The 22327-nt window shown below is 55.2% G+C and carries 16 protein-coding genes; 14 read left to right on the top strand and 2 right to left on the bottom strand.

Annotated features, from left to right (window positions below; translation table 11 throughout):
- Positions 1 to 12 precede the first annotated feature (12 nt).
- Entirely contained in the window at positions 13 to 657 is a 645-nt protein-coding gene (locus ACKPCT_RS18795; protein ID WP_319569443.1) for a carbonic anhydrase, read from the top strand.
- A 93-nt stretch (positions 658 to 750) separates the two neighbouring features.
- On the opposite strand, the gene ACKPCT_RS18790 is transcribed toward ACKPCT_RS18795, so the two are convergent.
- On the bottom strand, positions 751 to 1794 hold the full coding sequence (locus ACKPCT_RS18790) for an aspartate-semialdehyde dehydrogenase (RefSeq protein WP_319567632.1): 1044 nt from the start codon (positions 1792 to 1794) through the stop codon (positions 751 to 753).
- Positions 1795 to 2238: 444 nt separating this feature from the next.
- Between ACKPCT_RS18790 and ACKPCT_RS18785 the strand changes: the two genes are divergently transcribed.
- The 5 genes from ACKPCT_RS18785 (at position 2239) to leuB (ending at position 6808) form a co-directional block, all read left to right on the top strand.
- On the top strand, positions 2239 to 2511 hold the full coding sequence (locus tag ACKPCT_RS18785; protein WP_319567631.1) for a hypothetical protein: 273 nt from the start codon (positions 2239 to 2241) through the stop codon (positions 2509 to 2511).
- Between the two features lie 106 nt (positions 2512 to 2617).
- Positions 2618 to 3574: an N-acetyl-gamma-glutamyl-phosphate reductase gene (argC, locus tag ACKPCT_RS18780; protein WP_319514636.1), complete on the top strand. Its 957-nt coding sequence runs from the start codon at positions 2618 to 2620 to the stop codon at positions 3572 to 3574.
- 133 nt (positions 3575 to 3707) lie between these two features.
- On the top strand, positions 3708 to 4520 hold the full coding sequence (locus ACKPCT_RS18775; protein WP_090074617.1) for an alpha/beta fold hydrolase: 813 nt from the start codon (positions 3708 to 3710) through the stop codon (positions 4518 to 4520).
- A 295-nt stretch (positions 4521 to 4815) separates the two neighbouring features.
- A complete protein-coding gene (gene leuD / locus ACKPCT_RS18770; RefSeq protein ID WP_090074616.1) occupies positions 4816 to 5421 on the top strand; it encodes a 3-isopropylmalate dehydratase small subunit in 606 nt (201 codons plus the stop codon).
- Positions 5422 to 5701: 280 nt separating this feature from the next.
- A complete protein-coding gene (leuB, locus tag ACKPCT_RS18765) occupies positions 5702 to 6808 on the top strand; it encodes a 3-isopropylmalate dehydrogenase (protein WP_090074615.1) in 1107 nt (368 codons plus the stop codon).
- A gap of 83 nt (positions 6809 to 6891) precedes the next feature.
- Here leuB and ACKPCT_RS18760 read toward each other — a convergent pair whose 3' ends face one another.
- Positions 6892 to 8127, bottom strand: coding sequence for an MFS transporter (locus tag ACKPCT_RS18760; RefSeq protein WP_319567630.1), 1236 nt, complete (start codon positions 8125 to 8127; stop codon positions 6892 to 6894).
- A gap of 109 nt (positions 8128 to 8236) precedes the next feature.
- Between ACKPCT_RS18760 and ACKPCT_RS18755 the strand changes: the two genes are divergently transcribed.
- From ACKPCT_RS18755 to ACKPCT_RS18720, 8 genes are all read left to right on the top strand, one after another.
- Complete coding sequence (locus ACKPCT_RS18755) at positions 8237 to 9145, top strand: LysR family transcriptional regulator (protein ID WP_090074613.1); 909 nt, start codon at positions 8237 to 8239, stop codon at positions 9143 to 9145.
- Positions 9146 to 9353: 208 nt separating this feature from the next.
- On the top strand, positions 9354 to 14183 hold the full coding sequence (locus tag ACKPCT_RS18750) for an NAD-glutamate dehydrogenase (RefSeq protein ID WP_319567629.1): 4830 nt from the start codon (positions 9354 to 9356) through the stop codon (positions 14181 to 14183).
- A 39-nt stretch (positions 14184 to 14222) separates the two neighbouring features.
- Positions 14223 to 14375: a hypothetical protein gene (locus tag ACKPCT_RS18745; protein WP_319567628.1), complete on the top strand. Its 153-nt coding sequence runs from the start codon at positions 14223 to 14225 to the stop codon at positions 14373 to 14375.
- A 287-nt stretch (positions 14376 to 14662) separates the two neighbouring features.
- The gene (locus tag ACKPCT_RS18740; protein WP_319567627.1) at positions 14663 to 15865 is read left to right on the top strand and encodes an aminotransferase class I/II-fold pyridoxal phosphate-dependent enzyme; all 1203 of its coding nucleotides are present in this window, start codon (positions 14663 to 14665) and stop codon (positions 15863 to 15865) included.
- Positions 15866 to 15966: 101 nt separating this feature from the next.
- Positions 15967 to 18786: a DNA translocase FtsK gene (locus ACKPCT_RS18735; protein ID WP_319567626.1), complete on the top strand. Its 2820-nt coding sequence runs from the start codon at positions 15967 to 15969 to the stop codon at positions 18784 to 18786.
- 152 nt (positions 18787 to 18938) lie between these two features.
- Complete coding sequence (locus ACKPCT_RS18730; protein ID WP_175528147.1) at positions 18939 to 19658, top strand: LolA family protein; 720 nt, start codon at positions 18939 to 18941, stop codon at positions 19656 to 19658.
- Between the two features lie 177 nt (positions 19659 to 19835).
- Positions 19836 to 20651 carry an exodeoxyribonuclease III gene (gene xth / locus ACKPCT_RS18725; protein WP_319567625.1) on the top strand — a complete coding sequence of 272 codons (816 nt, stop codon included), beginning with the start codon at positions 19836 to 19838 and terminating at the stop codon, positions 20649 to 20651.
- A gap of 321 nt (positions 20652 to 20972) precedes the next feature.
- A complete protein-coding gene (locus tag ACKPCT_RS18720; protein ID WP_319567624.1) occupies positions 20973 to 22280 on the top strand; it encodes an RsmB/NOP family class I SAM-dependent RNA methyltransferase in 1308 nt (435 codons plus the stop codon).
- Positions 22281 to 22327 lie beyond the last annotated feature (47 nt).

The following is a 22327-nucleotide window of genomic DNA, read 5'->3' as shown; positions in this document are numbered from 1 at the left end:
AAAGAGGATATGATGGCCCAGTTACCTGACCGCTTGCTTGAAGGCTATGCCGAGTTCAAAAAGGGGCGTTTCCCCACAGAACAGGGGCGGTATGAAAAACTGGCCGAAAAAGGCCAGAGCCCGAACATCATGCTCGTTGGTTGTTGCGACAGCCGTGCAGCACCGGAAATCATCTTCGATTCGGGACCGGGCGAAATCTTTGTCATGCGCAACGTGGCCAACATCGTGCCGCACAAATCCTCTCAGGATGATGGCATCCACGGCACCACGGCAGCGCTGGAATTCGCCGTCAACGGCCTCAATGTCGAACATATCGTCATTATGGGCCATGGGCGCTGTGGTGGCGTGAAGAGCTATATTTCCGCAGGCGATTCCGAACCCCTGTCAGAGAGCAACTATATTGGCAAATGGTCTGGCCAGCTGCAGGCTGCCGACAACCCGATCCGCTACAAGGCGCTCAATCGCCCCGATCTGGATCATGGCGGGCTGCTGGAACGCTCTTCGATCATCCATTCGCTGGAAAATCTCTACTCCTACGATTTCATCAAAACCCGCGTGCAGGAAAGCAAATTGGCCCTTCATGGCGCATGGTTCGACATCTCGACAGGCGAACTGGAATATTACGAAGAAGAACAGGGTACCTTCCTGAAGGTCTAAACCCTTCTTAATAAGACGTCTCAATCAAAAAACCGGCCTGGTGCGAACCAGACCGGTTTTTCAATTTGATGCATCACGCACGAGAAGAGTGATTTAAGCTTCAGCGCGAGGCTTGACCAGACCGCGATTGATCAGGGCTTCCGCAATCTGAACGGTGTTCAGAGCTGCGCCCTTGCGCAGGTTATCGGAAACAACCCAGATGTTGAGGCCGTTATCAACGGTTGAATCTTCGCGAATACGGGAGATATAGGTTGCGTCTTCACCAGCCGCTTCAACGGGGGTGATGTAGCCACCGTCTTCACGCTTGTCGACAACCAGACAACCCGGAGCTTCACGCAGGATATCGCGGGCTTCATCAGCGGAAATCGGCTGTTCGAACTCGAGGTTCACAGCTTCACCGTGAGAAACGAAAACCGGAACGCGCACGGCGGTGCAGGTCACCTTGATTTTCGGATCGAGCATTTTCTTGGTTTCGGCCACAACCTTCCATTCTTCCTTGGTGGAGCCGTCATCCATGAATTTATCGATATGCGGGATCACGTTATAGGCGATGCGCTTGGAGAATTTGTTCACTTCGATCGGATCGGAAACAAACACCGCGCGGGTCTGGGTGAACAGCTCGTCCATGGCTTCCTTGCCAGCGCCAGAAACGGACTGATAGGTGGAAACAACGACGCGCTTGATGGTTGCCTTGTCATGCAGGGGCTTCAAAGCAACCAGCAACTGAGCCGTTGAGCAGTTCGGGTTGGCGATGATGTTGATGCGATCTTCTTTCTTGATCCAGTCTTCCAGCACCTGAGCATTCACTTCCGGCACGATCAGCGGAATACGCTCGTCATAACGCCACTGGGAGCTGTTATCGATCACAATGCAGCCCTGAGCCGCGATCTTTGGTGCCCACTCGGCAGAAAGGCTGCCGCCAGCTGACATCAGGCAGAAATCAGTGTCGGAGAAATCATAGTGATCCAGCACCTGACATTTCAGATTTTTGTCGCCAAAGGACACGTCCTTGCCCTTGGAGCGGCTGGAGGCCAATGCGACAACTTCATCAGCGGGAAAACCACGCTCGGCAAGAATGTCGAGCATTTCACGACCCACATTGCCCGTAGCCCCGACAACTGCAACTTTATAACCCATTTTCAATGATCTCCTGATCCGCAAGCTCCCCCTAAGGTTTCCGCTCTGCCCTGTGCTTTCGCTGATTGGCAGGCGGTTTCGCTCCCCTCACATCCCTGGGGGAAGCCGAAGCAGGGAGCGAGAGGGGCCTAAACCTTGGTGGTAGTAGTGGTTGTTGTGTCTGTCATCTGGCCAGCAGTGAGAGCACCAGCGACAACGCCAGTGGTTTTGCTCATCATTCCTGTTTTCATTTCAAATGCCATATCACAGTGTCACACGCGGCAAGCGTATGCCCAACCCTCTCGGTTCACGTCATGCCTTTTGCTTTATGGGTGCCTGCAAGTCAAGACAAAATCAGCACATAACGCCCATGCGATGCGGAATCTCATGGAAAGAGCCCCCATACCGGCACTCCATACAGCATATTATCTTGAAAATCAGGCAAAAAGCAGGTTAAAGAAGCGTATGACAGAACGGGAACCAAAATCACGGCAACAGCGCCAGGATGAAAAGGCCAGACAAGCCGAGCGCGCCCTTGAGCGCGTCGACGCCGAAGGCGAAGCCCTTGGCACGTCGGCATTTGCCCGCACGGCAAACCGGGCCAGGGACCATCTGGGCGCCAATGACGCAGACCCCAATGATCCCATTGAGATCTGGGGCACGCGCATTGGCCGCATTGGTGGCGTCATCTTTGCGATCTTTCTCGTTCTTTGGCTTGTCAATCATTTCACCCGATGACAAAAGCCCTTAAGTGCTGTAAAGCAGGATTCATTAACGGATCGGCACAGCAAACCATCCCCATGAAGGCATAGAAGCAGCCTCACAAGCATTCAGGCAGAAGACAATGACGACAAAATTATTCATCGACGGCGAAGCAGGCACCACCGGATTGCAGATTCGGACGCGCCTTGAAGGCCGCGACGATATCAAATTCCTGCGCTTGCCTGAAAATCTGCGCAAGGATGCCGAGGCACGGGCACAGATGCTCAACGAGGCCGACATCGCCATTCTCTGCCTACCGGACGCAGCAGCCATCGAGGCGGTTAACCTGATCGAAGACAAGGACACCCGTGTCATTGATGCATCTACCGCCCACCGGACGGCAGAAGGATGGGCCTATGGCTTTGCCGAGCTCGATTCCGATCAGCGCGAAAAGATTGCCGCGTCCAAGCGGGTTGCCAACCCGGGCTGCTATCCGCAGGGCTATATCGCCATCATGCGGCCGCTTGTCGATGCTGGCATCATTCCAGCTAACTTCCCGGCCACGCTCAATGCCGTTTCCGGCTATTCGGGCGGAGGCAAGGGCATGATCGCTGAATATGAGCGCGAGGAAGAGCCCGTAACGGTGCCTTACTGGCCCTATGGCCTCACCTTGGCTCACAAGCATGTGCCAGAAATGACCTTTTATGCCGGACTTGAACACCCACCCGTGTTCCAGCCCGCCGTTGGCCGCTATGCGCAGGGCATGATTGACGCCGTGCCACTCAATCTGTGGGCACTGGACTCCGCCCCCAAGCTTGCTGACCTTCATGCTTGCCTGGAACGGCGCTACCGGAACGAAACCTTCGTCAAGGTCGCCCCTCTGGAAGCAGCAGGACGTCTTGAAGCGATCACCCCGGAAAAGCTCAACGGCACAAACTCGCTGCATCTTCACATTCACGGCAATGACGAAACCGGACAGGCCGTCTTGCTGGCCGTTTACGACAATCTGGGCAAAGGCGCCTCCGGCGCTGCCGTTCAGAATATGAACATCATGATGGGCATCGAAGAGACCACCGGCCTCACCATTGCTGATCTCTGATTTCATTTTCAAACGTTGATTCAGCTATCCGAAAAATCAAAAGGCTTTCCATTCAAAATGGGAAGCCTTTTTCTTTAAGCCATTCGCATTGAGAACAACAACATGAAGTTCCCCGGTTCATTCTCACGATAACATGGCCTCAGCAGGTCCTGTAGAAAATCGCAAGGGATGGGGCTATGACTTCATTCGCTCCCAATCGATCAATGTCGTTTCATTTTTGGAAACCCGATCAACAGCATGGTACAGACCATCCAATTTTCTCGATTTTCTTGAAGAGCTTGAACAGATAATCGATTTCAGCAAATTCTCGTCTCGGATAAGCTATGGCGGCTCTATGGGCGGATATGCAGCTGGGGCTTTTGCATCGCGCCTCAATTGCGATGCGGCGATTCTGCTTAATCCGATCTCGTCATTGAGTAGAGAGCTGGCTCCATGGGAAACACGTTTCGAAATTGCGAAGAGAGTAAACTGGTCCTCCTCCTACCATGATGCGGCAGAGGGAATAGTCGGTGTTCCCCATGTCTATCTGGTTGCCGACTCGTTGCATTCTCTGGATCTCAAACATATCAAGCGTTTCGAGCGGGCTTGTCCAAGCTGTGAATTCTATCGTTTTCCCGATGTGGGCCACGGAATCGCCGTCCATATGCATGCTCTTGGCGTTCTGAAGCCGTTCGTGCTGGATATTTTCAATGGCCACGCGCCAGATAAAGCCGACTTCTTCCAAGCCATTCGCCAACGTCGCGACTATGTGCGCTACTACAAACAGGTCTTCATAGAAAAGGAAGATCGCATCACCCCCGCCAGAGCCAACATATTGGCGCAAAATCTGGCACGCACCCTCAAGCGCAATCGCGTTCCCAAAAAGCTGGCAATCCAGATTTTCCAAAACATCACCGCTCTGGATCCGATTGAATTTGGCCTTGAACTTCCAGCGAGTGCCGGATAGCCAAAACTCTTTGATGCATGATATAAGCCAGCAAGCGTCAAAGCCGGATTTTTCACCCAGATCTGCCGAATAAGAATGGCCGATATCCAATCCCAATCTTTCACAGAACGGTACAAGATTTTAAAAATCTCATTGAAAAGCACTATTCATCCCCGTAAACATGGCTTTGAATGCGGAATGTCTCAATGAGACAAGAGAATTTCGATATACAAGACCGAGCCAGTCTATGCGCAGCTTGTATCGTTAGGTCAGTTGGGTTGAGCGGCTGATCGCCTATCAGAAGGACCGCCAGAGAATGGAAAAATTCACGACCTTGACCGCTGTTGCGGCACCCATGCCCTTGATCAATATCGACACGGATATGATCATTCCGAAACAGTTCCTGAAAACCATCAAGCGCTCCGGCCTTGGCGTCGATCTCTTCTATGAAATGCGCTACAACGAAGATGGCTCGGAAAACACGGACTTCATTCTCAATCAGGATGCATACCGCAACGCGGAGATCATCGTGGCGGGTGACAATTTCGGCTGCGGCTCTTCCCGTGAGCATGCGCCTTGGGCCCTGAAGGATTTCGGCATCAAATGCATCATTTCCACCAGCTTTGCCGACATCTTCTACAATAACAGCTTCAAGAACGGTATCCTGCCGATCGTTGTGAGTGAAGAAGATCATGCCAAACTGATGGATGACGCGTCACGCGGTGCCAACGCCACCCTGACCATCGACCTTGAAAATCAGGTTATCAAAGGCCCCGATGGCGGCGAGATCAGCTTCGACCTTGATCCGTTTAAGCGCAAATGCCTGCTTGAAGGCCTCGATGACATTGGCCTGACGATGGAAAAAATCGCCAATGTCGACAAATTCGAAACTGAAATGACCAAAGAGCGCCCTTGGGTCTAGAGCATTTTACCTTGTAGAATATGTACGCCTATTCCCATTCGCTCAGATCTTGCAGCGACAAGTGATTTTTAAACGATAGATCAGACATAGGCTAATCAACAAGCCAGGCCCCTCGGGTCTGGCTTTTTTGTATCAGATCGCAGTCGACACCGGCCTCTCATCGGCTTTGACCTTGCATTCGGCGCCATTCGGTATTAATCGAATACATAACGCATCCAATCTTTTCGATCCTTGCGCGCAATACGCAAATTCGAAGAAAATCCAAACTCGGAAGTAGACCATGTCCCACAAACTTTTCCTTCTGCCCGGCGACGGCATCGGCCCTGAAATCATGAAAGAAGTAAAGGCGATCATCGACTGGATGAACGCCAATCTCGATGTGAGCTTCGAAACCGACGATGGACTGGTCGGCGGCTCCGCTTATGATGCCTATGGCGTTGCCATTTCGGAAGAAGACATGGCCAAGGCAATGGCAGCAGATGCTGTCATCTTCGGCGCAGTGGGTGGTCCAAAATGGGCCAGCGTACCTTATGAAGCCCGCCCCGAAGCCGCGCTTCTGCGTCTGCGCAAGGATCTGGGCCTGTTTGCAAACCTGCGTCCGGCGCTGGTATATCCGGCTCTGGCTGACAGCTCATCCCTCAAGAAGGAACTGGTTGAGGGTCTCGACATCCTCATCGTGCGCGAACTGACCGGCGGCGTCTATTTCGGCGAGCCAAAGGAAATCGTGACGCTGGAAGATGGCCAGAAACGCGCCATCGACACCCAGCTCTACACGACGAGCGAAATCGAACGCATCACCCGCGTTGCCTTCGACCTTGCCAAGACCCGCTCCAACCGCGTGGCTTCTGCGGAAAAGCACAATGTGATGAAATCCGGCCTGCTCTGGAAGGAAGTTGTCACCAAGCTGGGCGCCAAGGAATATCCCGATACCCCGCTTGAGCATGTTCTGGCCGACAACTGCGCCATGCAGCTGGTGCGCCGTCCCAAGCAGTTTGACGTCATCCTTTGCGACAACCTGTTCGGTGACATCCTGTCTGACGTCGCAGCCATGCTGACCGGCTCTCTGGGCATGTTGCCATCGGCATCCCTTGGTGCTCCGGATGAGAAGACCGGCAAGCGCAAAGCCATGTATGAGCCGGTACACGGTTCCGCTCCGGACATCGCAGGCAAAGGTATCGCCAACCCGATCGCCATGATCGCCTCCTTCTCCATGGCCCTGCGCTACAGCTTTGAAATGGGCAAGGAAGCCGACATGATCGACAAGGCTATTGCCACCGTGCTGGAAAAAGGCCTGCGCACCGGCGACATCGCCAAGGAAGGCGACACCGTCGTCACGACTTCGCAAATGGGCGCTGCAGTGCTGGAAGAGATCAAGGCACTGGCATAAGCCAGCCCCTGCCAAGACAGATCAAACAAAAAGCCGGATGGGAAACCATCCGGCTTTTTTCATGTCATCAACAGTCAAACGCCTCAGCCTTTTTTCAGCCGAGAGGAAACAGCCAGCGCCGCCAAGGCCAAAAGACAGGTGAGCGCGGCAAGCCCCGGCCAATGACCCCAATGCCAGAACCATCCGCCGATATAGCCCACAAGGCTCGCCCCCATATAGTAGAACAGCAGATAGAGCGAGGAGGCATGCCCCTTGTTGCCCTTGGCTGACAGCCCGACCAGACCACTCGCCACCGAATGACCGATAAAGAAGCCAACGGTGATAAAGGCAATGCCCACGCAAATGAAAAAGAGCGAGCCCGGCAGCGTGATCAGCACGCCGACAAAGGTCAGCGCGAAAGAGAAAAGCAGCAACCGCTTGGCGCCGAACCGCATGGTCAGAGCACCCGTATAGGAAGACGCCACCGTTCCGAACAGGAACAGCAGGAACATCAGGCTCACCGTAAAGGGGCTCATATTGTAGGGCGGCTCGAACAGGCGGAAGGAAAGATAGTTATAGACCGTCGAAAAGACACCGGTAAGACAGAAGCCCAGCATGTAGACCTTCTGCAAAGCCGGATTTTTCAGATGCCCCAACCAGGTCTGCACATGAAAGCCAAGCCCGGCATGGCTGGTTTTGGTAAAATTCTTAGATGGCGGCAGCAACAAGGCAAAGCCACCAGCGGCCATCAGGCACAGAACACCGAGCACTTCCATGGCCTGCTGCCACGAAATGAACTCACTGAGCGAGCCCATGCCCACACGCCCCAACATGGCACCGACCGATGTACCCGCGATATAGATGCCCATGGCTTTGGGCAGATGTTTCGGGTCGATCTCTTCGGCCAGATAGGCCATCGCAACGGCAGGCAGCCCGCCAAGCGCGATGCCTTCAAGCGCGCGGGCAATCAGAAGGGTGGTCCAGTCAGGCGCGACGGACGCCAGCAGGTTGAGGGCGGCAGCCGAGACCATCGAGGTAAGCATCAACCCCTTGCGCCCCAGTTGCTGGGAGAGCGCCCCCATGATCATGATGGACACCGCAAGGCAACCTAAAGTCAGCGACAGGGGCAGCGAGCTGGTCGCGGGAAGCACGTTGAAATGCTCGGCAAATAGCGGCAGCAGCGGCTGCACACAATAAAGCAGCGCAAAGGTCGCAAAACCGGCAAGAAAAAAGGCAACGGAAATCCGGCGAAAGGTGCTGGTGCCGGACTGGACGTGAGAAACGGCATTCTCTTCAAATCCCGAACGTATGTCGCCGGGATCGGAGTAGGTCGTAGACATGGACTCTTCCTGAGACTCTCTTATCAAGGTAGGAAAAAAGAGTATAGCGCAGACGCGATCAGTTATCTAATATATGGAACAATCGAATGTCATACAAAAAAGATATAGCATGGAACTGCGCCATATCCGCTATTTTCTCGCCGTTGCCGAAGAGGGAAACTTCACCCGCGCGGCCGAGAAAGTGGGCATCGCCCAACCGCCCCTGAGTCAGCAAATCCGGGATCTGGAAACGGAAATCGGCGTGCAGCTGTTCCACCGCGTACCCCATGGCGCCGAATTGACCACCGCCGGACAGGCCTTCCTGGAGCGCGTCATCGCTCTGCCGAACATCGCCAAAGAGGCGAGCGAAGCAGCAAGACGGGCCGCCCGCGGCGAAACCGGCACCCTCAATCTGGGCTTCACCGGAGCCTCGCTGCTCAACCCGACAGTCTCCCGCCTCATCCGCACCTTTCGGCGCGATCATCCCGATGTCAGCTTCAAGTTGGAAGAGGGCAACTCGGTGGAATTGCGCGATGATCTGCTCAATGGCACGCTGGATATTGCCATTCTGCGCCCCAATCACGACGACCCGAAGAATATTCTTACCCATCCGCTTTCGTCGGAAAGGCTCATTGCGGCGATCCCGACCTCACGCGATCCGGAGCCCGACAGCGATGAGATCGACCTGTTTCTGTTACGGGATGAGCCGCTGGTCTTGACCCCTCGCCATATCGGCCTGAGCTTACACGATTCCGCCATTTCCGCCTGCCGCCGCGCCGGATTTGAGCCACGCCTTGGCCAGCCGGCGCCGCAGATCACTTCTATCATGAGCATGGTCTCAGCCGAACAGGGCATCTCGCTGGTGCCCGAATGCATGCGCCAGTTGGCCCTTGAAAATGTCAGCTACAAGCACCTCAAAGACCTGCCGATGAAAGCGACCATCGCCACCGCGATTCTGCGGGGCACGCCTTCGCCTACAGCGTCAGCCTTCATCGCCCTTGCGCGCACCATTCACAACCAGGATCAGGCCCCTCTTTAAAAGGCCACCTTCTGCCCCGATATCTCAGATTGTACAAGCCACACCCCATACCAAAGTTGAAAAGCATTGTTTGACGGTGCTTTAAGCAAATCAGCGTATCTTCTTACATCAAGATTTTGTCGCACAAGGCGGATTCGGCGACAGAATGTCAAATTGCAGTCAATAAAGTCAGGCAGATCTTGGACACACAAGGTCGCCGGAGGAAAAAATGGCAACGGATTTAAAACGCGAGCACAAAAAACTCATGGCAGAAGCCAAGGCACTGGCAGCAAAGAACAGTGCACTGGAAGCGGAGTTTCTGGAACGTTTCTTCATTCAGGGAGATATGGAAGATCTCTCGCGCTACAGCGCTGAAGAAATCGCGTTCCTTGCCCATCATTCCTTCGAGAAGTTCCATACCCCCTTTGATGGCAAGCACCGGATCGACATTTTCGAGCCTTCCTTCAAGGCCAACAAGGAAGCTGTCTCCAACCAGATCACCATCATCGAGCTGCACAACATCAACAAGCCGTTTCTCGTCGATTCCATCATGGGCGAATTACAGCAGGCAGGCCTAGGCATTCATCTGGTGCTGCACCCGATCATGAATGTGGAGCGCAACGGCGCTGGTGAAGTTGTGGCCTTCAAAGAGCGCAAGGATGTGCAGACCAACCCGAATCTCAAGCGCGAAAGCCTCATTCACGTCCATATCTCCCGCATTTCCGACAGCCAGAAGAGAAAAGACCTGCAAAAGACTCTCGACAGTATCCTCGATGATGTCGATTCAGTCGTTGACGACTGGAAGCCAATGCTGCTGCGGCTGGAAGAAACCATCGCCATCCTCAAGATCACACCACCGCCGTTGCCAGAAGGGGATGTCACCGAAACGGTTGAATTTTTGCGCTGGCTGGTCGACAACAATTTCACCCTTCTGGGCATGCGCGAATATACCTTCGATGGCACCACCGAAGAGGGCGATCTGGTTCGCACCAAGCGCGACGGCCTCGGCCTTTTGCGCAATCCCGAAGTGCGGGTACTGCGCCGGGGCAATGAACTGGTGACGATGACGCCGGAAATCCGCGATTTCCTCCTGCGCCCGGAACCCCTGTTCATCACCAAGGCCAATGTGAAGACCAAGGTGCACCGCCGTACCTACATGGATTATATCGGCATCAAGCGCTACGATGACGACGGCAAGCTGACGGGCGAATTGCGCATTGTCGGCCTGTTCACCAACACCGCCTATAACCGTTCGGTCCTCAATATCCCATTCCTGAGACGGAAGGTGGAAAGTATCATCGACATGGCGGCGGTCGATCCGTCCGGCCATTCAGGCAAGGCCATGCTCAACGTGCTGGAAAATTATCCACGCGACGAGCTGTTCCAGACCGATAGCGAAACCCTGCTCTATCATTCGCAGGAAATCCTGCGGCTGCATCAGCGTCCGCGTGTGCGCGTGCTCTCCCGCGTTGATAAATTCAACCGCTTCGTCTCCTGCCTCGTGTTCGTCCCCCGTGACCGCTATAACACGTCAGCACGTATAGAGATCGGACATCTGCTCAAAGATGTCTATGAAGGCCGCCTCTCAGCCGTTTATCCCGAATTCCCGGACGGGCCTCTTGCCCGTGTGCATTTCATCATCGGCCGTTCAGGCGGCAAGACCCCGGCACCGTCGCGCACCATTCTTGAAGATGCCATCAACAGCATCGTGCGCACCTGGGTCGACAGTCTTTGCAAGGTCGTCAAGGCCAAGAATTCCATCAAGACAGCCAGTCGTCTGATTGATCGCTATTGCGTTGCCTTTTCCGATGCTTACCGCGACACCTTCTCTCCGGAAACGGGCATGGATGACATCACCATCATGGAAGGTATGGATGGCATCCACGACACCGCAATCCAGTTCTATCGCAAGGAGAAAGATCAGGACCATCGCATCACCCTGAAGATTTTCCATCAGGGTATGCCAATCCCGCTCTCCGAGCGCGTGCCGATTCTGGAGAATATGGGCTTCCGGGTGATCGATGAACGCTCCTATGAAATCGCGCCGCTCAATACAAACCACAAATTCTGGCTCCATGACATGGATCTGGAGCGGGCCAGCGGCAAGCCGATTCCCTTTAAGGATGTGCAGGACGATCTGGAAGCCTGCTTCCTGGCTGTCTGGAATGGGCTGGCCGAGAATGATGGCTACAACAAGCTTTCCATGGCCGCCGATCTGCCTTGGCGCGACATCACCGTGCTACGCACCATTTCGCGCTATTTGCGTCAGGTCCGCATCCCCTATGATCAAGACTATATGTGGGAAACCCTCAACACCTATCCGGATCTGGCCGCCCTTCTGGTCCACCTGTTCCATGCCAAATTCGATCCGGATCAAGCCAAGCGCGAGGAAGAGTGCAATCGCCTGTCGAACGGCATTCTGACAGCCCTTGAGCAGGTTTCCAATCTTGATGACGACCGCATCCTGCGCAAGTTCCACGGCGTCATTCAGGCCACCCTGCGCACAAACTTCTACCAGCGCACCCCAGACGGGGCCTATAAGCCAACCCTGTCTCTCAAACTCAACCCGCGTGCCATGGAAGACATGCCAGAGCCAAAACCCTTCCGCGAAATCTTCGTATACAGTCCGAGGGTGGAAGGCCTGCACCTGCGCTTCGGCAAAGTTGCTCGTGGTGGCCTCAGATGGTCTGACCGTCCGCAGGATTTCCGCACCGAAGTGCTTGGTCTCGTAAAAGCCCAGCAGGTCAAGAATGCGGTGATCGTGCCGGTTGGCTCCAAGGGTGGCTTCGTGCCCAAGCATCTGCCAACCGAAGGTGGACGAGAAGCCTTCATGGCAGAAGGCATTGCGACCTATAAGCTCTTCATCTCGGCCCTGCTGGATGTGACTGACAATCTGGAAGGGCAGACCATTCTGCCGCCAGAGAATGTCACCCGTCACGACGAAGACGATCCTTATCTCGTTGTCGCTGCAGATAAGGGCACCGCCACCTTCTCCGATATCGCCAACGGTATTTCCGAATCCTATGGCTTCTGGCTCGGCGATGCCTTTGCTTCCGGCGGCTCGGCTGGTTATGACCACAAAAAAATGGGCATCACGGCCCGCGGCGCATGGGAAGCGGTCAAGCGGCACTTCCGCGAAATGGATCGCGATATCCAGAGCGACCCCTTCACCGCTGTTGGCGTGGGCGACATGTCCGGCGACGTCTTCGGCAACGGCATGTTGCTCTCCAAGGAAACACGGCTCATCGCGGCCTTCGACCACAGGGACATCTTCATTGATCCGGATCCCGATCCGGCCAAAAGCTGGAAGGAACGCAAGCGTGTCTTCGATCTGGGCCGCTCCTCCTGGCGCGACTATGACGAGAGCCTGATTTCAAAGGGTGGTGGCATCTTCTCGCGCACCGAAAAATCCATTTCCCTATCCAAGGAAGTCAAAGCCGTCTTGGGCATCGCCAAAACCAAGGTCACGCCGCAAGAGCTGATGAAAGCCATTCTGATGGCGCCTGCCGATCTGTTGTGGTTCGGCGGCATCGGCACCTACATTCGCGCCAGCTCGGAAACCGACGCAGATGCGGATGATCGCGCCAATGATGCCATTCGCGTCACGCCCAAAGAGCTACGCGTCAAGGTGATCGGCGAAGGCGCCAACCTCGGTGTCACCCAGCGGGCCCGAATCGAGTTCGACCATCTGGGCGGGCGCTGCAACTCCGACGCCATCGACAACTCCGCTGGCGTCAACAGCTCCGATATGGAGGTCAACATCAAGATCGCCTTCGGTGCTGCTATCCGCGAGAACAAGATCGATCTGGATGGCCGCAACAAGCTGCTTGTCCAAATGACAGAAAATGTCTCCGAGCTGATCCTGCGCAACAACTATCTCCAGACCCTTTCCATCTCGCTCACAGAGCTGCGCGGCATGGAAGACTTCGGCTATCAACGCCGTTTGATGGAACGGCTCGAAGAAGCCGGTGAGCTGAATCGTGTGGTTGAGTTCCTGCCCGACAATGAAGCCCTTAAGGAAGCCCGTAAGAAGGGCCAGCCTCTCAGCCGCGCCGAAGTGGGGCTGTTGCTGGCCTATGCCAAAAACTCGCTCTATGAAGAGCTGTTGCATAGCGACTTCCCCGACGAGAGCTATCTCGAACATGAGCTGATGCATTATTTCCCAGAGAAAATGCGTGAGGCCTATGCCGAGGAAATCAAAGGCCATCGCTTGCGCCGCGAAATCATCTCGACGGTTATTTCCAACTCGATGATCAACCGGGGCGGAGCAACGCTCATCCCGCGCATTGCCGACAAGACGGGCGCGTCTGCCAAAGACATTGCCAAAGCCTATGTGACGGTACGCGATTCCTTCGATCTGCCTGCCCTCAACGCAAGCATCGACGCGCTCGACAACAAGATCTCCGGAGCCGTGCAGCTGGAGCTATATGAAGAAATCCAGAAGCTGCTGCTGGGTAACATCCAGTGGTTCATGCGTAACATTCCCGCATCAACCCCGATTGCAGAAACCGTAGCTCTTTATAAAAAAGGCATCAGCGCGCTTTCTGGCAATATGGATCAATATCTGCCCACCTACCTTACGGACCTCGTACAAAGCGACACCCGCAAGTTTGAGCAGAAGAATATTCCATCTGATCTGGCCGCCAGAATTGCGCGCCTCTTCCTGATCGCGGATATTCCGGACATGGTGCTGATTGCAGAAAAATCCCAGCATTCGCTCAATGAAGTTGCAGAGGCTTATTTTGCTGTGGCAGGCCACTTCAATATCGGCCGCATTGATGCGATTGCCGGGGATCTTGATGTGTCCGACTATTATGAAGGGCTGGCTCTGGATCGTGTCCGCGATTCCATTTCATCCGCTCATAATCAGATGACCGCTTATGTTCTGGGGTTGGCAACCAAAGAGAAGAGCGGCATGGAAATCTGGCTTGAGCAGGAAGGCGCTGCCATCAAACGCACTGTCAAGTCTGTCAACACGATCACCCAGAGCGATGATCTGACAGTTTCGAAATTGTCAGTTGCCGCTGGCCTGCTGGAGGATCTGGCAAGACTGGTCTGACGCTATACCGATAAGACGACAGAAATACAGAACAGCCCGTTGGCATCCGTCATCGGGCTGTTTTTCTTTTATGGTCTTTGCATTTTGCGTTTTGAGGTCTATCCCTATGGCAACGAGCCTACCATCCGGCCCTCGCCATTCCGCAAAGTCATGATCATCGTATATTTCCTCAAAGGCGAAAGCCTTGCCTGATCCACGACTTTGGACCATGGTTTTCTCAAGCCTCCGGCAGCTCCGCCAGAGGGATGGTGCAGGACGCTCCCGGCACTGTCACTTCCCAATATAACCTGCCTTTAACATCTGTGATGGATCGATCCGGTCATGAAACAAGGCAAGCTGAAATGGTTAACAACCATCCAAGGCGTGCAATTTGCGTCCCTTTCCGCTTGCAAGAGTTAAAACTGCCTTAACCAAAAGCCAGCTAAAATGATCGCCGATTTACCACAACACCCAAGGCTTTCGAAAGGCCCAGATTCCCAATGCAAGACGAACGTTCCCCTTTCCAGAAACTCGCAGATCTGCTGGATGGTGTTGTACCGGTCAATGAAAAAGACGCCCAGCCAATCAATATGACCATTGGCGAACCGCGCCATGCCTTTCCTGATTTCATCCCCGATGTGATCATGAAAAACGCGCAGTATTTCCGCCCCTATCCGCAGATGCGTGGCACCGACGAGTTCCGCAAGGCGGTAGAAGATTGGTTGAACTGGCGCTATGATCTGGGTGGTCTGCCGCTGGGAGAGAAGAATATCCTGCCGCTCAATGGCACCCGCGAAGGGCTGTTCCATGCCTGCGTAGGCGCGCGCGACTATGCCCGCTCCCAGTTTGGCAAAGACACGAGCAATGCCGCTGTCCTGCTGCCAAACCCTTTCTATCACACCTATAAGGGTGCCGCGGCGGCAATTGATGCGGAACAGATTTTCCTCAATGGCACCGCAGAAACCGGTTTTCTGCCAGATCTGGATGAACTGGCCAAGGAAACAGACCTACTCGAGCGCACCATCGCCTTCTATTATGCCTCGCCAGCCAACCCGCAAGGCAATGTGGCTGACATCGCCACATGGAAGAAACTGATCGCCCTTGCGCGCAAGCATCGCTTCTTTATCTTTGCGGATGAGTGCTATTCCGAGCTTTATCGTGAGACGCCCCCTGCCGGTATCCTTCAGGCTTGCGAAGGCGATTTCTCCAATGTTGTGACCTTCCACTCGCTCTCCAAGCGCTCCAACCTTGCCGGCATGCGCTGTGGCTTTGCCGCAGGGGACGGCGCCTTCATGACCCAGTGGACGAAATACCGCAACCTGGTTGCCCCTCAGGTATCCATGGCGATACAAGCAGCTGCTGCTGCGGCCTATCGGGATGAAGAGCATGTGAAGGAAAACCGCAGGCTCTATAACGAAAAATTCGATGCGGCCCGCCGTATTTTGGGCAAAGAGCTGCCATATGAAACGCCCCCTGCAGGCTTTTTCCTCTGGCTTGACGTCAGTGCCTTTGGCGATGACGTCACAGTTGCGCAAAAGCTCTGGAAGGAAGTGGGGGTAAGAGTCATTCCGGGCTCCTATCTTGCGCGCGAAGACCGCTCCGGTGTCAATCCCGGCGACGGGTTCCTGCGCCTTGCACTGGTGGGAGACCTTGCAGAAACAGAAGAAGCCCTTACGAGACTGCGCAGCTGCCTGATCAACTGATCAGGCATCCACCAACCGGTGACCGGCAACGTCTTTTTTAGGGTAAACAGGAAAGCCACACAAGTTGAAATGGGGCAAATGAAACTGGAACTGAGCAGATCATGACCACATTCGACGACTATCGAACCGCACCCTATGAAGGCGGAGCAATGGGAAGACGAGATCGCGATGGAGCTTTGAAACATGCCTTGCGCCGCAATGCCTATGCAGGCCTTGGGCTGCTGGGGCTATTGCTTTGCGCTGTCGTGGCCACCAGTCTGGTCACATGGCATGTGGCCGACCCGAGCTTGTCCAACGCCACGGAAGTCAGCCCGCGCAATGCGTTCGGGCTGGCGGGCGCCATCATTTCCGATCTCAGTTTTCAAGGTTTGGGGCTGGCTTCGGCCTTCCTGATCATCACCCCGACCGTCTGGTTCTGGCGGCTCGTGCTCATGCGTCCGGCTCGCATCAGTCGCAACCGCTTCATGGGCTGGTTTGCCGGGCTGTGCATGCTTGCCATTGCCTGCTCCACCATTCCCGTACCCGACAGCTGGCCTCTGCCGCTCAGCCTTGGCGGCATGGTTGGGGATGCCTTTCTTTCGGTCGTCAGCCGCTTTGACACTGAGGTCATGCAGGGTCTTGGTGCTGTACTTGTTGGGGCAGGTGCCGCCTTTCTGGGCGTTCTCATCCTCCTAGCCTCCATGGACATGGGCCTTAAAGATCTCGCCTTCCGCCGCAAACCAGCAGCCGCCTTTGAGGAAGAAGACGCCGAAACCTACGACGAAACCGACTATGAAGAAGACGACTGGGACGATGACGACAGCGAAGAGTACGCTTCACATCATGAAGAACATGATGGTGCCGGCACGCTTGATCGCACTAAGGGCCCTGCGTCAAAACGCGGCTCCTTCTTCTCGGTACCGATCGGTGCTTTGAACCACTGGTATCTCTCACGCCGCGCCAACAAGGCGCGAAAAGCAAGAGAACGTGAGATTGAGCGGCAGGAAAAGGCCAGGAAACCATCCTTCTTCTCGCGCCTTCTGGCCGATGACGATGATGGTCTGGACGCTCTGAGCGATCGCATGGAACCACGCCTTGAGCGCTCGGCCCAACCGGGCTACCAGCAGCAGAAACCCGGCCCCGCCCCGGACATGGGCTATTCCGGACCGGAAGATTTCGCGCCGCAATCCGCAGCAGGCTATGAGGATTATGACGAAGAAGACGACTGGAACGACGATGGCCCCTATCAGTCTTCCCCTGTCGGCATTGCGCCTCCCGAATTGAATCGTCCCTCCAGCCAGCCGGGCAACCGCGCCGAGACCAACGAGAGAGCCCAGACCAAACCCGCAGGCGCTCCAGCCAGAGGCGGCAAAGGCAAGGGCAAACGCATGGTCAAGGCGGGTCAGGGCAATCTGTTCAGCCGTCAGGATGAATATCAATTCCCCTCTCTAGACATTCTCTCCGAGCCGGAAAGCCTGGGGCCCAATGCGGGCCTTACCGCCGACCAACTTGAGCACAATGCCCGCCTTCTGGAAGGCGTTCTCTCGGATTTCGGCATTCGCGGCGAAATCATCAAGGTACGTCCGGGCCCTGTGGTCACGCTTTATGAGCTGGAACCGGCTCCGGGTATCAAATCATCCCGTGTTATCGGCCTGGCGGACGATATCGCCCGTTCCATGAGCGCTATCTCTGCGCGTGTGGCCGTGGTTCCGGGCCGCAATGCCATCGGCATCGAATTGCCGAACGCCCGTCGGGAAACCGTCTATTTGCGCGAAATGCTGGCCTCCAAGGATTTCGAGAAATCCAAGGCCAAATTGCCCATCTGCCTCGGCAAGAATATCTCCGGCGATCCGGTAGTCGTCGATCTGGCCCGCATGCCCCACGTGCTGGTGGCTGGTACCACCGGTTCGGGTAAGTCGGTCTCGATCAACACCACCATTCTCTCGCTGCTATACCGGCATCGCCCGGAAGAATGCCGCCTGATCATGATCGACCCGAAGATGCTGGAACTCTCCGTCTATGATGGCATCCCGCATCTGTTGACCCCTGTTGTGACCGATCCGTCCAAGGCCGTTGTCGCCCTCAAATGGGCCGTGCGCGAGATGGAACAACGCTACAAGAACATGTCCAAGATGGGTGTGCGCAACATCGACGGCTTCAACAAGCGCGTACGCGATTCGCTGGCCAAGGGTGACGAGGTGACCCGCACCATCCAGACAGGGTTTGATCCGGACACGGGCGAACCGATCTATGAGCAGGAAACGCTCGACCTCGAGCCTATGCCATTCATCGTCATCATCGTCGACGAGATGGCAGACCTGATGATGGTTGCCGGCAAGGACATCGAAGGCGCCATCCAGCGTCTGGCCCAGATGGCCCGTGCCGCCGGCATTCATTTGATCATGGCTACCCAACGTCCGTCTGTCGACGTCATCACCGGTACCATCAAGGCCAACTTCCCGACCCGCATGTCCTTCCAGGTAACCTCCAAGATCGACAGCCGCACCATTTTGGGTGAAATGGGGGCAGAACAGCTGCTCGGCATGGGCGACATGCTCTATATGGCCGGTGGCGGTCGCATCCAGCGTGTTCATGGTGCCTTTGTTGCCGATGAGGAAGTCGAGGAAATCGTCGCCCATCTGAAGCTACAGGGTACGCCGGACTATCTGGAAGCCGTAACGGAAGAAAGCGATGCTGATCAGGGGGACAATTCCTCGGCCGGAGGCAGCTCTAGCGATGCCGAAACCCTTTATGACAAGGCCGTCGATATTGTTCTGAGAGACCGCAAGGCCTCGACAAGCTACATCCAGCGCCGCCTCTCCATTGGCTACAACCGGGCCGCAACCCTCATCGAGCAGATGGAACAACAAGGCGTGATCAGCCCGGCAAACCACGCCGGTAAACGCGAGATCCTGGTTCCCGAAGAGGGCGCAACCATGTAGCCTTTTCTCATACCGCCAAAGGAAGGCGGCGAGAGAGAAGAACAACCCTTGCGGCGGCGAAAACAAACAATCGTCAGATTTATTTCGTCATTCTGCCGCATTGGCTTGCTATTGAAATATGCAGGGCAAAACGTACATTGATGCGGCAAAACATGAAAAAGAACGAAGGCAAGCTTATGGACGACTATTATTCTGATGGCCCAACCACCGCGCAAGATACAAAACTGATGACAAAAACCGCTCATTCGTTCCGCTTGGCAGCCCTGCTTGTTGCCAGTCTTTTCATGATATTGGCGTCTGGCTTTACCCCCACCGCGCAAGCGGCACTCAGTGAAACCTCCGTCAAAGCGCTGGACACCATCTCCAAGGCCTTCAACGCGACCAAAACCATGAATGGCGAGTTCATTCAGACCGCCCCCAATGGCGACACGCTGCAAGGCTATTTCTTCATCGAGCGTCCGGGCAAAATCCGTTTCTATTATTCCAAACCCTCTTACACGGACATCATCTCCGACGGCAAAACCCTGTCCATCGAAGACCGTAAGCTCAAGACACAGGATATCTATCCGCTGAGCAAAACCCCCTTGCGCGTTCTTTTGTCAGAAAATCTGGATCTCGCCCGCGATCCGCGCGTGCGTCAGGCCAGCATCGCCGATGATATCGTCTCGGTGGTGGTGGAACAGGAAAGCTTGTTTGGAGACGGCATCCTGACTCTCATCTTCGACAGGGAACAGTCCCTTCTGCGCCAGTGGACCATTCGAGATGCCAACGGCAATGACACCACCGTTACCGTGTTTAATGTGGAAACCGGCAAACCGATCAAACCCTCTGTTTTCGAAATCAAATATGATCTGAGTCCGACAAACGACTGACCCGTTGGCAAACAGCCCGGACCTTTAGAGATTCAGCAAAAGTGAATGATTTAAGCACCGCAACCCATTGCGGTGCTTTTTTTGTCGAAATGGCCTGCTATAAAGGAAAACAAAGCCGATTCCCGCTATGCCTATCGGCATTCTTTTTCAGTCCAATCCCTTTACAAGGCGCTGCCCGTGACCATCACTCTTGCCACCTGGAACATTAATTCCATCCGCCCCAGACTTCACCATGTCGAACAGTTCAATGCCGATCGAGCGCCGGATATTCTCTGCCTGCAGGAAACCAAGGTGATCAACGATCAGTTTCCCACGGCAAGCCTGAAAAAGCTGGGCTATGAGCATTATGCGATCAACGGGCAGAAGAGCTATCACGGGGTCGCCATCCTCTCACGCATTCCCTTCGCCAAGGTCGATATGCGCGGTTTTTGCGACAAGGGCGATGCACGCCATGTGGAAGTGACCATCGACACAGACAAGGGACCGTTGCGCATTCATAACTTCTATGTCCCGGCCGGTGGCGATATTCCAGACCCGGCAGTCAATGACAAATTCCAGCACAAGCTGGATTTCCTTGAAGAAATGAAGAGCTGGCTGACCGGTAAGGAAACCGACAATGCGTCCATTCTGGTGGGGGATTTGAACATCGCGCCACATGAAAATGATGTCTGGAGCCACAAGCAGCTGCTCAAGGTCGTCAGCCACACCCCCATCGAGGTTGAAGCTTTGGCAGCTGTGCAAGCTGCGGGTCCATGGCAGGATGTGGTGCGCAACCACATCCCGGTGGAGCATCGTCTTTACAGCTGGTGGAGCTATCGCTCTCGTGATTGGTCCAAGGCAGACAAGGGCCGCCGCCTTGATCACATCTGGGCAACGGATGCAGCCGCAGACAAGGTGAGCGGTGTGGAGGTTTATCGCGACGCGCGCAGCTGGGAAAAACCATCGGACCACGCCCCTGTAATTGCCAAACTGGATATGACCCCGCTTGCATAAAGCAGCAAGGGACGATCAAAAAACGCCAACAGATTTGGCCCCTCAAGGAAAGGGCGGGACACAGAGCCCAACCTTTTCCTTGCATCCATGGCACTGATATGATGTATAGCCATCCACGCGAACCGTCCGCATGCGGACCGTTGACCGGGGTTTGAGCGGCGCTTGTGAGGCGCTCGCAAGCATCGTGCCGGACAGTGCGGTTTTTCGGTTTGACACAGCAACATCCAAGGCACTTTGCCGCACGCTTCCATGAGGCGTCGCCCCAAGATGCACCGTAAGGCCAGAAACATGGAAAAATCCCAATCCTCCGGAAAAAGCGGAATGGCTGCACGCGCTGGCGCCCTGCGCCTTATCCATGCGGTGCTCAGCGAAAAAGCCCTTTTGGACGAAGCCTACGCCCATGAACTGGCAGAAGGCCCCTTGCGCAAACTCAACGGCAGCGACCGCGCCTTTGCCAAGCGCATCGCCACCACGGTTCTGCAGCATCTTGGAGAAATCGACACCATTTTGAGCCGCTTCATGGAGCGCGGCATTCCCAAAAAGTCCGGCCCCTTGCGCAACATCCTGCGCATTGGTACCGCCGAGCTTCTGTTTTTGAATACTCCGCCCCATGCGGTGGTCGATTGTGCCGTGTCGCACTATCGCACATGGCGCAAATATGCCGGCTTCAAGGGCCTGACCAATGCCGTTCTGCGCCGCATCAGCCGCGATGGCGCTGATGAGCTGGCTACCATCGATCCGGCCATAGCAACCCTGCCCGACTGGATGTATCAATCCCTCAACAAGGCCTATGGGCAAGACAGCACCAACGCCATGATGGCGCAATTCCAGAAGGCGCAAATCCCGCTCGATCTAACCCTCAAAGATCCTGCTTCTGCGGACGAATGGGCCGAGCGCCTTGGCGCAGAAAAGATGCCGTCCGGCAGTCTGCGTCTTGCCAGCCACGACAAGGTGGACACACTGGAAGGCTTTGCCGAAGGGGCCTGGTGGGTACAGGATGCCGCAGCCACGCTGCCCGTGCAGATGCTGGGCGAGGTTTCCGGTCAAAAGGTTCTTGATCTCTGCGCCGCTCCGGGCGGTAAAACCATGCAGTTGGCCGCAGGCGGAGCGGATGTCACTGCGCTGGATATTTCGGCCAAACGCCTTGAACGCATCGAACAGAATTTGAAGCGGGTTGGCCTCTCTGCGGAGTTGGTAAAAGGCGATCTGCTCAAGAAAAGCTTCGACGCAAAATGGCCTTTCATTCTACTTGATGCCCCCTGCTCGGCCACCGGCACCATGCGCCGCCACCCTGAGCTCATCCATCAGCGGACACCCGCTGACATAGGCCATTTCGCCAAATTGCAGGCAAAGATGCTCAATCATGTTGCCGACATGCTGGCTCCGGGCGGCTTGATGGTTTTCTGCACTTGCTCCCTCCAGCCCGAAGAAGGGCCCGAGTTGATCGCGGATTTCCTCATGCAGAACCCGACATTCGGCATCGAGCCGCTCACAGCGGAAGAAACACCCGCCCTTGCCCCCTTCATCCAGCCTGATGGCAGCCTGAGAACAAGGCCTGACTATTGGTCTGAAGCGGGCGGCATGGATGGATTCTTTGCGATCCGGCTGCGCAACCACGCCCCTTCCTGACCTTGACAAAGCTTTGTGTAAATCGGGACCAAATGGACTCAGATAGA

Origin of the sequence: Cohaesibacter marisflavi, from assembly GCF_963665895.2 — a bacterium.
Classification (GTDB): Bacteria; Pseudomonadota; Alphaproteobacteria; order Rhizobiales; family Cohaesibacteraceae; genus Cohaesibacter; species Cohaesibacter marisflavi.
The sequence above is the reverse complement of the archived record's forward strand: the minus strand, read 5'-3'. Positions and strand labels throughout refer to the sequence as shown.

Bases quoted from the DNA above. Each gene is read 5' to 3' on its own strand.
- ACKPCT_RS18795 (WP_319569443.1), top strand. From the start codon at position 13: ATGGCCCAGTTACCTGACCGCTTGCTTGAAGGCTATGCCGAGTTCAAA.
- ACKPCT_RS18790 (WP_319567632.1), bottom strand. From the start codon at position 1,794: ATGGGTTATAAAGTTGCAGTTGTCGGGGCTACGGGCAATGTGGGTCGT.
- ACKPCT_RS18785 (WP_319567631.1), top strand. From the start codon at position 2,239: ATGACAGAACGGGAACCAAAATCACGGCAACAGCGCCAGGATGAAAAG.
- argC (WP_319514636.1), top strand. From the start codon at position 2,618: ATGACGACAAAATTATTCATCGACGGCGAAGCAGGCACCACCGGATTG.
- ACKPCT_RS18775 (WP_090074617.1), top strand. From the start codon at position 3,708: ATGGCCTCAGCAGGTCCTGTAGAAAATCGCAAGGGATGGGGCTATGAC.
- leuD (WP_090074616.1), top strand. From the start codon at position 4,816: ATGGAAAAATTCACGACCTTGACCGCTGTTGCGGCACCCATGCCCTTG.
- leuB (WP_090074615.1), top strand. From the start codon at position 5,702: ATGTCCCACAAACTTTTCCTTCTGCCCGGCGACGGCATCGGCCCTGAA.
- ACKPCT_RS18760 (WP_319567630.1), bottom strand. From the start codon at position 8,127: ATGTCTACGACCTACTCCGATCCCGGCGACATACGTTCGGGATTTGAA.
- ACKPCT_RS18755 (WP_090074613.1), top strand. From the start codon at position 8,237: ATGGAACTGCGCCATATCCGCTATTTTCTCGCCGTTGCCGAAGAGGGA.
- ACKPCT_RS18750 (WP_319567629.1), top strand. From the start codon at position 9,354: ATGGCAACGGATTTAAAACGCGAGCACAAAAAACTCATGGCAGAAGCC.
- ACKPCT_RS18740 (WP_319567627.1), top strand. From the start codon at position 14,663: ATGCAAGACGAACGTTCCCCTTTCCAGAAACTCGCAGATCTGCTGGAT.
- ACKPCT_RS18735 (WP_319567626.1), top strand. From the start codon at position 15,967: ATGACCACATTCGACGACTATCGAACCGCACCCTATGAAGGCGGAGCA.
- ACKPCT_RS18730 (WP_175528147.1), top strand. From the start codon at position 18,939: ATGAAAAAGAACGAAGGCAAGCTTATGGACGACTATTATTCTGATGGC.
- ACKPCT_RS18720 (WP_319567624.1), top strand. From the start codon at position 20,973: ATGGCTGCACGCGCTGGCGCCCTGCGCCTTATCCATGCGGTGCTCAGC.